This is a genomic window from Alcaligenes pakistanensis, assembly GCF_014652815.1.
Lineage (GTDB): Bacteria > Pseudomonadota > Gammaproteobacteria > Burkholderiales > Burkholderiaceae_B > Alcaligenes > Alcaligenes pakistanensis.
The window spans coordinates 747,342-761,104 of sequence record NZ_BMZN01000001.1 but is presented as its reverse complement, the minus strand read 5'-3'; the positions used below and the strand labels follow the sequence as shown (position 1 = coordinate 761,104).

Annotated in this window: 12 protein-coding genes; 7 read left to right on the top strand and 5 right to left on the bottom strand. The window is 55.3% G+C overall.

The genetic code is table 11. The features are described from left to right. Positions 1-45: 45 nt before the first annotated feature. From IE156_RS03505 to IE156_RS03495, 3 genes are all read right to left on the bottom strand, one after another. Positions 46-756: a Bax inhibitor-1/YccA family protein gene (locus IE156_RS03505; RefSeq protein WP_189391075.1), complete on the bottom strand. Its 711-nt coding sequence runs from the start codon at positions 754-756 to the stop codon at positions 46-48. An 81-nt stretch (positions 757-837) separates the two neighbouring features. Further along, positions 838-1,260: a DNA polymerase III subunit chi gene (locus IE156_RS03500; protein WP_189391074.1), complete on the bottom strand. Its 423-nt coding sequence runs from the start codon at positions 1,258-1,260 to the stop codon at positions 838-840. Positions 1,261-1,262: 2 nt separating this feature from the next. Then, positions 1,263-2,756 (bottom strand): leucyl aminopeptidase, encoded by a 1,494-nt coding sequence (locus tag IE156_RS03495; RefSeq protein WP_189391073.1) that lies wholly within the window; start codon positions 2,754-2,756, stop codon positions 1,263-1,265. Positions 2,757-2,812: 56 nt separating this feature from the next. Between IE156_RS03495 and lptF the strand changes: the two genes are divergently transcribed. Further along, the gene (gene lptF, locus IE156_RS03490; protein WP_189391072.1) at positions 2,813-3,922 is read left to right on the top strand and encodes an LPS export ABC transporter permease LptF; all 1,110 of its coding nucleotides are present in this window, start codon (positions 2,813-2,815) and stop codon (positions 3,920-3,922) included. Between the two features lie 59 nt (positions 3,923-3,981). On the opposite strand, the gene IE156_RS03485 is transcribed toward lptF, so the two are convergent. After that, on the bottom strand, positions 3,982-4,875 hold the full coding sequence (locus IE156_RS03485) for a LysR family transcriptional regulator (protein WP_189391071.1): 894 nt from the start codon (positions 4,873-4,875) through the stop codon (positions 3,982-3,984). A 165-nt stretch (positions 4,876-5,040) separates the two neighbouring features. Here IE156_RS03485 and IE156_RS03480 point away from each other — a divergent pair, with 165 nt between their 5' ends. The 3 genes from IE156_RS03480 (at position 5,041) to IE156_RS03470 (ending at position 8,133) form a co-directional block, all read left to right on the top strand. Beyond that, a complete protein-coding gene (locus tag IE156_RS03480; protein ID WP_189391070.1) occupies positions 5,041-6,534 on the top strand; it encodes a CoA-acylating methylmalonate-semialdehyde dehydrogenase in 1,494 nt (497 codons plus the stop codon). Positions 6,535-6,620: 86 nt separating this feature from the next. Next, positions 6,621-7,571, top strand: coding sequence for a CysB family HTH-type transcriptional regulator (locus tag IE156_RS03475; RefSeq protein ID WP_189391069.1), 951 nt, complete (start codon positions 6,621-6,623; stop codon positions 7,569-7,571). A gap of 226 nt (positions 7,572-7,797) precedes the next feature. Continuing rightward, positions 7,798-8,133: a DUF2325 domain-containing protein gene (locus IE156_RS03470; protein ID WP_189391068.1), complete on the top strand. Its 336-nt coding sequence runs from the start codon at positions 7,798-7,800 to the stop codon at positions 8,131-8,133. 113 nt (positions 8,134-8,246) lie between these two features. Here IE156_RS03470 and IE156_RS03465 read toward each other — a convergent pair whose 3' ends face one another. Continuing rightward, on the bottom strand, positions 8,247-8,966 hold the full coding sequence (locus tag IE156_RS03465) for a C40 family peptidase (protein WP_189391067.1): 720 nt from the start codon (positions 8,964-8,966) through the stop codon (positions 8,247-8,249). Between the two features lie 346 nt (positions 8,967-9,312). Between IE156_RS03465 and IE156_RS03460 the strand changes: the two genes are divergently transcribed. The 3 genes from IE156_RS03460 (at position 9,313) to IE156_RS03450 (ending at position 13,755) form a co-directional block, all read left to right on the top strand. Beyond that, positions 9,313-10,617 (top strand): MFS transporter, encoded by a 1,305-nt coding sequence (locus IE156_RS03460; RefSeq protein WP_189391409.1) that lies wholly within the window; start codon positions 9,313-9,315, stop codon positions 10,615-10,617. Positions 10,618-10,715: 98 nt separating this feature from the next. After that, a complete protein-coding gene (gene acs / locus IE156_RS03455) occupies positions 10,716-12,701 on the top strand; it encodes an acetate--CoA ligase (RefSeq protein WP_189391066.1) in 1,986 nt (661 codons plus the stop codon). Between the two features lie 163 nt (positions 12,702-12,864). Beyond that, complete coding sequence (locus IE156_RS03450; RefSeq protein WP_229840951.1) at positions 12,865-13,755, top strand: DMT family transporter; 891 nt, start codon at positions 12,865-12,867, stop codon at positions 13,753-13,755. Positions 13,756-13,763 lie beyond the last annotated feature (8 nt).

Here is a 13,763-nt window from a genome sequence, read left to right as displayed (position 1 = left end):
AAGCCCCCTTCGGAAAGGGGGCTTGGGGAGCGCAGGCTCGCGATCTTATTCGCGGTTGCCGCCCAAAATACCCAACAGCATCAGCAGGTTGCTGAAGATGTTGTAGACGTCCAGGTAGATCGCCAGCGTGGCCGACACGTAGTTGGTTTCACCACCATTGATGACGCGCTGCAGATCAACCAGCAAGAAGGCCGAGAAAATACCGATGGCCATGACCGAGATGGTCAGCATCAGGGCAGGCAGTTGCAGGAAGATGTTGGCCAAAGCAGCAACCAACAAAATGACCGCGCCAACAAACAGGAACTTCTGCATGCCGGAGAAATCACGCTTGGTAGTGCTGGCAATCGTTGCCATCGTGCCAAAGACCGCAGCGGTACCGCCAAAGGCCAGCATGATCAGCTGTGCGCCATTACCCATACCCAGGACAAAGCCCAGCAGGCGCGACAACATGATGCCCATGAAAAAGGTGAAAGCCATCAGCAGGGCAACGCCCAGCGAGCTGTTCTTGTTCTTTTCGACCAGGTACATCAGGCCAAAGGCACCGACCAGGAAAACAATGGCGCTCATGCCGGGGCTGGCGCCCATGACCCGATTAATGCCCGACGACAAGCCCAGCAAGGCTCCCAACACGGTGGGAATCATGGACAGGGCCAGCAGCCAGTAGGTGTTGCGCAGGACGCGATTGCGAGCAATCAGCGACTGGGCGCCCAGGGTGCCGTTATGCTCAGGCAAGCTTGATTGACGAAATTCGCTCATGATGAGTCCTTAGAATACAGAGAGATCAGTGGTCAAGAATAACTGACAAGTACCTGAATAATCAAGAATCTTCTTTATTATTCAAGTACCCAGTTTATGGGCATGCAGTTGACAGCCCTGTGTCTGGTACACACGCCAGCGTTCGCGAGCCTGGGTACGGTCGGCCTCCTGCTCAGACACAATTTCCAGAATACGGGGGAATTGTTCGAAACCGGGTGGGCATTGGGCATCCAGATTTAACAGCCAACTTTGTTCACCGGCCGGTACGGGCGCGGCACTGGTCAACAAAATCGGGGTACTGGCTGCCAGGGGGTCTTCTGCTCCCACATGCGGCACAAAGGCCGTGGATTCAAAGCCCCATAGCAGACGGTCGAAACGGGCCAGCAGGCGTGCATCAGACAAATACACCACCACCTGACGGCCCGCCTCGTAGTGCTTGCGCACGACCTCGCAGGCCATGCGCAAGCGATCTGGTGCGCCGAAAGCAAAATCGACGCGGGTCATGCTTAGCGACACTGATTAAGCAGGTACTGAACCAGCATAGGTACGGGACGGCCCGTGGCACCCTTGTCCTTGCCACCACGCCAGGCAGTGCCGGCGATGTCCAGGTGAGCCCAGCGGTAGGCTTTGGCAAAGCGTGCCAGGAAGCAAGCGGCAGTGACCGAACCGGCGGGGGGGCCACCAATATTGGCCATGTCCGCGAAGTTCGAGCGCAGTTGCTCCTGGTAAGCGTCGTCCATAGGCATGCGCCATGCGGTGTCTCCAGTTTGCTTGCCAGCCTGCAGCAGCTCGTCGGCCAGTGCATCGTCAGTGGAGAACAAGCCAGAGTTGACGTGGCCCAGAGCCACTACGCAAGCACCGGTCAGGGTCGCCATATCGATCACGGCAGCGGGTTTGAAGCGCTCCACATAGGTCAGGGCATCGCACAGCACCAGACGGCCTTCGGCGTCTGTATTCAGGATTTCGATGGTCTGACCCGACATGCTGGTTACGACGTCACCGGGTTTGTTGGCGCGGCCGCTAGGCATGTTTTCGCAAGAAGCCACTACAGCAATGACTTCACGGTCAATATTCAGTTCAGCAATGGCGCGCATGGTGCCCAGGACACTGGCAGCACCGCCCATGTCGTACTTCATCTCGTCCATATTGCCGGCAGGCTTAATGGAAATACCGCCCGAGTCGAAGGTCAGGCCTTTACCCACCAGAACGATAGGGCCGTCCTCGTGTTTGGTCTTGGTGCTGGGGGTGTGGCGCAGTACGATGAACGCAGGCGGTTCATCCGAGCCTTTGGCAACGGACAGGAAAGAACCCATTTTCAGGGCTTCAATCTGCTTGCGCTCCAGTACTTCGGCTTTTAGCGTCTTGAATTCCTTGGCCAGCTGTTTAGCGGTCTTGCCCAGGTAGGTGGGGGTGCAGATATTGCCGGGCAAGTCAGCCAGCAAGCGCGTCAGGTTCACACCGTTACCAATAGCCTGACCTTGTTCCAGACCAGCCTTGGCTTCGCTGGCTTGAGTGCGGGCCGTCCACAGCAGGAACTGGCTCAGTTGGGGAGCAGGTTCTGGCTTGCTGAATGTTGCCGTGTAGCGGTAGCTGGCGCGGCAAACGGCCACAGCAGCGTCTTGAGCGCGGCTGCGCAGGGTCGTGCCTTTGCAGTCAATGCTGGCCAGGGCAGAAACGGCTTCTTTCAGGTCTACTTTGAGGCAGTAGGAAGCCAGGCAAGCCTGTGCTTGGGTATGAGTTGCTGCTTTGTATTCCTCTTGAGCGCCTAAGCCGACTAAAATGATGCGTTCGGCCTTAACACCGGGCAGATTGCGCAGCACCAGATGGGTATTGGGCTTGCCTTTAAACTCGGCTTTGACGGCGGCGCTGACGGCTCCATTGCTGGCGCGGTCAATAAGTTCCGCGGCGGGGCTTAGAATGCCCTCGGCAAAGACGCCTACGCCTAGCGCGGCTGTCTTAATTTGGTGCAAAGAAGCGGATGTCTGTGTGCTAAATTCCATTCAACTATCCTCAGTGTGTCGCAAATCGTACCTGCGATTATCTCGCAAATTCTCATATGTCTCTATTTAAACGCTCTGCGGTATCCGAAATCTTAAGTCACAGTGGCGTTGTACTGTCCACTTTGCTGATTGTGTGGCTTAGTGTACTTCTGGTGCGTTTGTTAGGCGAAGCCGCCAATGGCACGATTGGGCCTGATGTGGTGCTCGGTCTGGCTGCGTTTTCCAGTATTACCGCTTTGCCAATCATTTTGGCTGTTTCCCTGTTCATTGCCGTGCTCACGACCGTGACTCGCAGTTTCCGGGAATCCGAAATGGTGGTCTGGTTTGCCAGTGGCCTGTCTCTGAAAAACTGGGTGACTCCGGTTTTACAGTGCGCCGTGCCGGTTGCCATCCTGATTGCCGTGCTGACTTTACAAGCCTCACCCTGGGCTTACCGCCAGATTGCCGAATATCGCCAGCGTTTTGAGCAGCGTTCGGACTTAAGCAAGGTGACTGCTGGCCAGTTTATCGAGTCTGATGACGGCGCACGCGTGTTTTACGCGGATTCGCCTGAAAAAGATGGCGATGAGCTGGGCAATGTCATCGCCCGCGTGATCGATCCGCAGTGGTTGAGCATTGTGACCGCCCAAAGTGCTCGTATGGAAGAGCAGCCTAATGGCGACCGCTTTTTGGTCCTGACCGAAGGCCATCGCTATGACTTGAAGCCGGGGCAAGCGGAATTTCGCATGGTGGACTTTCAAAGCTATGGCATGCGTCTGGAAAGCCGTGACACTGGCAATACCGCAGAAACTATCCGTTCGCGGGCCGAGCAGCAGATCAAGGCACGCCAAACCAGCTTGCTATTTAGCGACGGCGATAGCGAGTCCCGCTCTCAAATCATGTGGCGACTGGCTTTACCCTTGGCCGCCTTGAACCTGGCCTTGCTGGCAATTCCCCTGGGGGCGGTCAATCCGCGTATGGGCCGCTCGGGCAATATCCTGGTGGCTGGCCTGGTGGGGCTGCTGTATATGAACTTGATCAACTTGTCGCGCGGCTGGATACGACGCGACCAGCTGGATTTTGAAATTGGTCTGTGGCTGGTTCACGTGGTGTTCTTGCTGGTGATGGTCTTTATGATGTGGCGCAAGCTGCGCATTAAGGCTCCTAAGCCCCCGGCGACAATCTGAGTATAGAAAGTCGCGTATCGCCCCTTTTTTATTGTCTTCTTGTGCCTGGACGTCGCTTGCTAAACCCCGTCCAGCAGATCCTGCCGTTCCTCCACAGACTGTTTAAGAAAGTGCCATAGCCGGGTCAAGCTGGGATTTTGACGCTGCTCCTCGTGGCAAAACATCCAGAAGCGACGTCGCAGTTCTACCTGATCTGGCAGCACACAGCGCAAACGCGGGTCCGTCTTGGCCAGAAAGCAGGGCAGCACAGCAATGCCTTGTCCCTGCAAAGTGGCCTGATATTGAGCAATCACACTGGTGCTGCGAAACCGCACCGCTGCCGATCTGACAATCTCCTCCAGATAGCGCAGGCTGTCGCTGAAAACCAGATCATCCACATAGGCAATAAAGCGGTGCTGAGAAAGATCCTGCACGCTTTCTATAGGCGGATGGGCATTCAGGTAGTCCTGATGGGCGTAAAGCCGCAAGCTGTAATCTGCCAGACGTGTGCACCAGTAAGGGCCGCGTTGGGGGCGCTCCAGGGCAATAGCCAAATCCGCATCCCGACGTGACAGGCTGATTGGGCGGGGGACGGGCAGTAACTCCAGGGTCAGTTCTGGGTATTGGGTCTGAAAAATACTCAATAAAGGGGTCAGCACATAACTGCCAAACGCTTCGGTGCAGCCCAAGCGTAGCTTGCCGGTCAAGGGCCGTGCCTTGCCTGTAATGGCATCACGAGCTGCCAACAGACGGCTTTCGACGGGTTCCATGCGCTGTTGCAGGTTCAGACCTTCGCTGGTCAGGCTGTAGCCGCTAACAGTGGACTTATGAAACAGGCGCAAACCTAGTTCTTGCTCCAGGGCCTGGATGCGACGGGCGACGGTGCTGTGCTGCACGCCCAGCCGTTGAGCGGCCAAGCTGATCCGTTGGCAGCGGGCCACTTCCAGAAAATAACGCAGATTATCCCAATCCATCTTGATGGGCCCGCCTTGAAAAAGACTTGTGCATAAATGCCCAGCTCCTGTGCATTTTTCAACATGGTAAACGGGTCTTGAGGCTTCTACACTCGATGAGAACCCTCATACAAGTGGGATAACAAATAAGGCTTAGCCGCCTGAGCAATTCATTGGAGACATGCTATGACGGAAGTGGTTCGTGTACCTTTGCTGATCGATGGACAACATGTTCAATCCAAGAGCACCCGTTGGGACGATGTGCTCAATCCAGCGACCCAGGAGGTGGTGGCGCAAGTGCCTTATGCCACCATGGACGAATTGGAAACCATTATTGCCAGTTCAGCTAAAGCCTATGAAAGCTGGCGTCATTCCAGCCAGGGCGCTCGCATGCGTGTCATGCTGAATTTGCAGCGTCTGGTTCGTGAAAACAGCACTAAGTTGGCCGAGGCCATTTCGCGTGAGCATGGCAAAACCATGCCCGACGCTGAAGGTGAAGTGGGGCGTGGCCTGGAAGTGATCGAGTACGCGTGTTCCATTGCCTCCATGCAGTTAGGCGAATACGCAGAAAATGCCGCTGGTGGTATCGATGTTTACACCTTGATCCAGCCTTTGGGCGTGTGTGCTGGCGTGACCGCGTTCAACTTCCCTGTCATGCTGCCGTGCTTCATGTTCCCGCTGGCCGTGGCTTGTGGTAATACCTTTGTACTCAAGCCTTCCGAGCAAGACCCCAGCGCCAGCTTGATGCTGGCCGAGCTGGCTCTGGAAGCTGGTTTGCCTCCAGGCGTTTTGAACGTGGTTCACGGCGGTGCTGATATCGCCAATGCCTTGGTCACGCACCCTGAGGTCAAAGCCGTTTCTTTCATTGGCTCGACCGCAGTAGGTACCGAAATTCACCGTCGTGCGACAGAAGCGGGCAAGCGCTCACAAGCCATGATGGGCGCCAAGAACCATTGCATCGTGATGCCGGATGCAGATCGTGACGTGGCGATCAATCAATTGTTGGGTGCGGCTTTTGGTGCAGCAGGCCAACGTTGCATGGCCATTTCGGTGGCGGTGATGGTCGGTGAAAGCGGCGAGTGGATTGACGAGCTGGTCAAGCGCGCCGCCACCATGAAAGTCAATGTCGGTACCGATCGTGAAGCCGATTTGGGGCCTCTGGTCTCGCCACGTGCGCGCCAGCGTGTGGAGTCCTTGATTGAGGCTGGTGTACAAGAAGGCGCCAAGCTGCTGCTGGATGGCCGTGGTCTGAAGGTGTCCGGTTATGAGAGCGGAAACTTTGTCGGTCCAACCGTTTTTAGCGACGTGAAAGCCGAGATGCGCATTTACGAAGAAGAAATCTTTGGCCCTGTGCTGTGTATCGTGCGTGTCAACACCCTGGAGGAAGCGGTGCAGTTCATTAATCGCAACCCCAACGGTAATGGTGTGTCCATCTTTACCCAGGACGGCGGCCATGCGCGCTACTTCCAGAACCGTATCGATGTGGGCCAGATCGGCATCAACATTCCTATCCCTGTGCCTGTGGCCTGGTTCAGCTTCACCGGTTCGCGTGCGTCCAAGCTGGGCGATCTGGGCCCCAATGGTAAGCAAGCCGTTCAGTTCTGGACGCAGACCAAAACAGTGACGGCTCGCTGGCAAGCTCACGCCAATACGATCAACACCACAATCAGCATGACGTAATGGTTCAATCTATATATATAACTTAATGCAATAAACGAGCGGTTTCTTATTACATATAATAGCCCTGTACCTGGGGCTATTAACATATGAATATTCAACAATTCCGCTTTGTCCGAGAGACCATCCGACGTAACTTCAATCTGACTGAAGCCGCTCGTTCGCTCTATACCTCCCAACCGGGAGTGTCCAAGGCGATCATCGAGTTTGAAGATGAACTGGGCATCAAGATTTTTGAACGTCATGGAAAACGCATTAAGGGCCTGACCCGACCGGGAGAAGCCGTCGCCGAGGTGATTGACCGCATCATGCGCGAGATCGATAACCTCAAGCGCGTCAGCGACGACTTCGCCCGCCGCGATGAAGGCACCTTGGTGATTGCTTGTACGCACGCCCAGGCACGATATTTGCTGCCTAAGGTGATCCCCGAATTCCGCCGCCGCTTTCCCAAGGTCCATATGTCCTTGGCGGAAGGCAGTCCGCCGGTGCTGGCCCAAATGGTGCTCCATGAACAGGCTGACGTAGCTATCGCTACCGAAACCCTGGCTTTGACACCTGGCTTGGTGGCCTTGCCCGTCTACACCTGGGAGCATACGGTGGTGGTCAAACCCGATCACCCCCTGGCAGATCTGCCGGCCAACAAGTTGCTATCCATTGAGACACTGGCCCAATATCCCATCGTGACCTACGACCATGCTTTCTCCGGTCGTGGTTCGATTGATGAGGCCTTCGCCAAGCACGGCATCACACCGGACATTGTGCTGGAGGCCATTGATGCTGACGTGATCAAGACCTACGTCGATGTGGGCCTGGGGATTGGCATTATCGCGGGGATTGCTTTTGATCCACGCCGCGACAAGGGCCTGGTGGGGCTGCCAGTCGGACATTTGTTCGGCGCACACCATACCAAGGTGGCTGTGAAAGCAGGGGCGTTCCTGCGTGACTATATTTTTGAGTTACTGGAAATGCTGGCGCCGGAGTTGACCCGCGATGTGGTGCTTAGCGCTCTGGACGAAAAACTGGTCAATGGCGCGAAGTAAAGTTATACGGATAGCGCCTGTTTAGACGCTGCAAAGATAGATCAATAAAGGCCACCACAGATCGAGGTGGCCTTTATTGCTTTGGGTGCGAGAGGGGCTGGCTGAAGGCCTTAGTCACTTATTGAGAACGGCTATAAGTAAAAATTGAAACAAGCTATCGACTCAATTGACTATGATAATAAGAATGATTATCATTATCCAACTTTCTTAGCCAATGGAGTTTCCTGTGTCTCAATATGTCAGCGCCGTCGTGGTCGGAGCAGATCGTTTGGGTAATATTCCCGACTTGCTCAAGATCCACAATATCTCGATCAAACACCATATTAGCGGGCGTGATCCTGCCCATCAGAAGAAGACGCTTCAGTTGCCTTCTGGTACCGATTTACTGATTCTCCTGACCGATTTCCTGGGCCACAACGTGATGAAGACGTTCCGTGCCGCTGCCACGAAGTCGGGCATTCGAGTGGTTGCCTGCCGCCGCTCCGTTTGTAGCATGAAGCAAGCCTTAACTCAGTGTGGGTATTGTGAATCTTGTCCGCTCGGTAAGTCCAAGGGCCAATAGATTGGCGGCATGACTTACTGGGGCAAAGAAGGAATCTTTACAGAGTAGAAAAAAAGCCACTGTTCTATGAACAGTGGCTTTTTCTTGTGCTGAAGGGTCTTGCAGGGCGATCGTTACTTGACGCTGCGCAGACGGGTTTCAGACTGCTGTATATCAGCGGCGGCCAGACGGCGAGCACCGTTATAGCGCTTCTTCCAGTAGCCCACTTGCATGTTCTCTACGCGCACGACAGCGCCGGTGCGAGGAGCATGGACAAATTTGTCGTCACCCAGGTAAATGCCTACGTGAGAGAAACGGGCACCACGGGTATTGAAAAAGACCAGATCGCCTTTGCGCAGCTCGTTGCGGTTAACCGAGGTGCCTTCTTTGGCAATGTCTTTGGATTGGCGGGGCAGTTTCAGGCCCAGGGATTTCTCAGCCGCGTAGGAAACCAGACCGCTGCAATCAAAGCCCGTGCTGGGGGCGTCGCCACCAAAACTGTATTTAACACCTAGAAAGGACAGGGCAGTTGATGCCAGGCCATGAGTCGAGGCGGAAGTTTGGCTGCTGCGGCTTTCAGTACGCCCTTGGCGACGATCGCTGCTGTACGCAATATTGATGTCATTACGCGCACGATTGGCCAGATAAGAACCCAAAGGATCGGACTCGGTCTGGAACTCGTAATCGGCGTAGTAACTGTGGTCCAGTTCTGCACGACTCTGGTCTTTACTGGACTGCTGAGTACCGGTAGTGGCACACCCTGTCAGGGCCAGTGCACCGGCCAGCAAAAGATATTTGGCGCTGCGATAAGTAATATGCAAAAGTGCAGGTGGATTCAGGTAATGTGGCGGCATAACCAGGGCTTTTTTAAGGACTTGGTGGGCAGCAGCACAACCTTGATGCCTATTTTTGCTGAAATTAGCAGCAATTGATGGGTATCAGGGCTGTAAGTATGGCTAAAAGCGCATACCTTGCCGAACGTTGCTGTGCGTTGAATTGTTAGGCAGTGTACCGGATGACAATTGCACCGTAAAGCGTTGTAAGAGTGTATTTTGCGATTGAATCATACTGTTGCAAAGTGCAGCGGCGCGCGGTTTTGGGGCTCTGTATATGGGTCCAGTGCTCTTCTTGCTTGTTTGCCAGTAAATGCGCGAAATAGAGCGAAGTTTGACTGTTTATAGGGATTGAATGATGCGATTTATGGGACAGGCCCTAGGGAAAGCCCTAAATGAAGGTGTGCGACTGCGTGAGTTGTGGGCATGGGCTATGTATGATTTCGCAAACTCTGGCTACACCACAGTCATCCTGACCAGCGTCTATAGCGCGTATTTTGTGGGCGTTGTCGCCGCAGGGCGCAGCTGGGCAACCTTGGCCTGGACATTGGCACTGTCGGCCTCCTATTTAAGCATCATGTTGACGATGCCTGCTCTGGGTGCGCGGGCTGATGCCCGGCAGGGTAAGCGACGTCTATTATTCAGTAGCACCGTAGGGTGTGTGGTTGCAACGGCACTTTTATTTTGGGCCGGTCCAGATGACATCGTTTGGGCCCTGGTGTTCATCGCCCTGTCTAACTATTGCTATTGCATCGGTGAGTCAATTATTGGTGCTTTTCTACCGGAAATTGCCAAGCCTGAAGCCCTGGGGCGTGTCTCGGGGTGGGGCTGGGGGTTCGGCTATTTTGGCGGCATGTTGGCCTTAGGGCTTTCGTTGGCCTTTTTAGCCTGGGCAACAGCCCAAGGCTGGACGGCTCAGCAGTATGTACCCGGCATTGTGTTAATTACCGCCACCTTGTTTGCTCTCTCGGCCCTGCCTTCCTTCTTACTGCTGCGTGAGCGCAGTGCGCCTAGCGGGGCAGAGCAGCAGGGTATGTTGTCGCGCTTGATTGCCTCGGCGCGCGATGTACATCAGCATTTCCCCGATTTCCGAACCTTACTGATGTGCGGAGCGGCCTATCAGGCGGGGATTGCCGTCATTATTACCCTCTCAGCGGTATATGCGACTGAGGCCATGGGCTTCACGATGGCACAAACCATGATTTTGATCTTCACGGTCAATATTGCCGCGGCGGTAGGGGCTTTGCTGTTCGGCCATATCCAGGACCGGATCGGCCATCGACGCGCTCTGGCGCTGACACTGTGCGCCTGGTTGGTCATGGTGACGATTGCGGTCAGCACACGCTCTCTGGCCGGGTTCTGGGCGGCTGCGGCGGTAGCGGGGCTGTGCATAGGCAGCAGCCAAAGTGCAGGCCGGGCAATGGTGGGCCTGCTGGCCCCAAAAAATCGTCTGGCTGAATTCTTTGCCTTGTGGACTTTTGCGATTCAATTGGCTGCGGTATGTGGCCCGCTGTCTTACGGGCTGGTGACCTGGCTTAGCGGCGGCAACCATCGTTTGGCCTTGGCCTGCACCGGTCTGTTTTTCCTGGCCGGTCTTCTTATCCTGTCGCGTTTGAATTTTGAGCGTGGCATTTTGGCCAGGAATCAAGCCAATCTGAGTTGTCAGGATTGAGTAAGTAAGGCGCGTTACGTTTATATAAAATTAAGCTGGGTCGCCTGCTGCGCGGCCCATAAAAAACACCAAATCTGGAAAATAAAGGAGCCAAAACCATGAGCGGTCCAACGTCTATTGAATCCGTCCTGTCGGAAAGCCGAGTCTTTCCCGTGTTCCCGGAGCTGGAACGCGATGCGAGCATTGCTGGCATGGCGGCCTACCAGGAGCTTTGCCAGAAAGCCGAGCAGGATAACCCCGGCTACTGGGCGGAGTTGGCCCGTGATCGTTTGGTCTGGACCAAGCCCTTTACCCAGGCTCTGGATGACAGTAATCCCCCGTTTTACAAGTGGTTCCATGATGGCGAGCTGAATGTCTCGGCCAACTGCCTGGACAAGCACTTGGGCACCCCCACAGAACACAAAACTGCGCTCATTTTTGAAGCCGATGGCGGCGAAGTTACCAAGGTGACTTTCCGCGAACTGTATGAGCAGGTGTGCCAGTTTGCCAATGGTTTGAAAGCCCTGGGCCACAAGACCGGCGAGCGCGCCCTGATTTACATGCCCATGTCGGTACAAGCCATTGTGGCCATGCAGGCATGTGCCCGTCTGGGTATTACTCACTCGGTGGTTTTTGGTGGCTTCTCGGCCAAGAGTCTGCATGAACGTGCGGTGGACGTAGGTGCCACTTTGGTGATTACGGCGGACGAGCAGCGTCGAGGTGGTCGTGCTATTGCGCTGAAAAACGCGGTGGATGAAGCGCTGAACAATGACGATTGCGACGCGGTGCGTCACGTTATTGTGTATAAGCGCACGGGTGGCCCGGTTGCCTGGCATGAAAGCCGTGACCTGTGGTGGGACGATGTGGTTAAAGGCCAAAGCGCCGAGTGCCCGGCAGTTTCTGTGAACGCCGAGCATCCCCTGTTTGTTCTGTATACCTCCGGTTCGACCGGTAAGCCCAAGGGCGTGCAGCACTCCTCGGCTGGCTATCTGCTGGGTGCCATGCTCAGCGTTCAGTGGACCTTTGACGCTAAAGATAGCGATGTGTTCTGGTGTACCGCCGACATCGGTTGGGTTACTGGCCACACCTTCATCACTTACGGCCCACTGGCCGCAGGCGTGACACAAGTCGTGTTTGAGGGCGTACCGACCTACCCGGATGCTGGCCGTTTCTGGAACATGATCGAACGCCATGGCGTGACCGTGTTCTACACCGCGCCTACCGCCATTCGCTCCCTGACCAAGGCAGCCGAAGCGGACCAGGCCATTCACCCCAAACAATACAATCTGGACTCCCTGCGTATCATCGGTTCGGTGGGCGAGCCCATCAATCCCGAAGCCTGGATGTGGTACTACAAGAATGTGGGTCGCGAGCGCTGCCCCATTGTGGATACCTGGTGGCAAACAGAAACCGGTGGCCACGTGATCACACCGCTGCCTGGTGCTACGCCTTTGAAGCCTGGCTCTTGCGGCTTGCCGTTCCCCGGTATGGATGTTGCCATTGTGGACGAGGCGGGTGAAGAAGCTGAGCGCGGCAATGGTGGTTTCCTGGTTATTCGCAAACCTTGGCCCAATATGATTCGCACCATCTGGGGCGATCCAGACCGTTTCGTGAAAAGCTATTTCCCGCCCGAACTGAAAGGCTATTATCTGGCCGGTGATGGTGCGCAGCGTGATGCCGACGGCTACTTCTGGGTGATGGGCCGTATCGATGACGTATTGAACGTCTCGGGCCACCGCCTGGGCACAATGGAAGTGGAGTCGGCTCTGGTGGCGCACCCTCTGGTGGCGGAAGCTGCTGTCGTGGGCAAACCCGATCCGACGACCGGCGAAGCCATTGTGGCCTTTGTGGTGCTCAATAGCGATCTGCCATCGGGTGAAGAAGCCGACAAGATTGCAGCGGAGCTGCGTAACTGGGTAGGCAAGGAAATTGGTCCTATCGCCAAACCGCGTGAAATCCGCTTTGGCGAGAATCTGCCCAAGACTCGCTCGGGCAAGATCATGCGTCGTTTGCTGCGTTTTGTCGCTAACAACGAGCCGATCACCCAAGACGTTTCCACGCTGGAAAACCCAGCCATTCTGGATCAGCTGTCCGAAGCACACTAAGTTTTTTGGTAGTTCCTGTTTGACCCTGGCTTCTTATTGGAGCCAGGGTTTTTTTATGACTTTTGATTATTTTGTTACGAGAAACCTGCTCGGTCTGGAATTAGCCTAGCATTGAGCCGGAGCCCAGAAAACGGCTTTTGAATTTAATAAGAAGGGGAAAGGTTTGAGCGGGGAGCAGCAGGCAGACAGGGGCGCTTTGGCGCTGATGGGCTTGGTGGTACTGACCTGGGGCATGAGCTGGGTCGTGATGAAGGCAATGACTGTCTACATCGGGCCGGTTGATCTGATTGCAGCACGCTATGCGGTGGCATTCATTTTTTTGTGGCTGGTATTGCGCCTTAAAGGTGGCCATTTACGGCCGACGCCTTGGAAGCTGAGCTTGGGGGTGGCCCTCTTTCAGACCACCGGCTTTCAATTGCTGAGTCAGTTTTCTCTGCAAGCGGGTGGGGCGGGCAAGATGGTGGCCTTGGCCTACACCATGCCTATCTGGATTTTGTTGCTGTCCTGGCCCATGTTGAGCCAACGGCCTCAGAAGCGTCATATGCTGGGTATGGTGCCTGCGATCCTCGGTTTGATGCTCCTGATTGCGCCTTGGGAAGGGATGGGCGGCCTGCTGGGTTCTGCCCTGGCAACGTTGAGCGGCGTGAGCTGGGCCTTGGGCGCGGTCTTTTCCAAACAATTATTTGAGCGTCATCGCGTGGAGCTGCTAAACGCCACAGTTTGGCAGTGCTTGTTGGGCATTGTGATTGTGCTGCCCTTGAGCTTCGTGATTCCCCAACGACCTATTGTGATGGAATGGCAAATGTTCAGCGGTGTGCTGTACCTGGGGATTATCGCGACCGGAGTGGGCTGGCTACTGTGGATGGCTGTAGTCAGTCGGGTCAGTGCATCTTTGGCTGGGATGTCCAGCTTGGGTGTCCCGGCCTTGACGGTGCTGCTGGCCTGGCTGATTTTGGATGAATGGCCCACACAATTGGAGCTGATGGGCACGGGCTTAATTCTATTGGGCTTGTTAGTTGTGAATTGGCCGACACGATCCCGTCGTCAGGCATAAAAAACCAC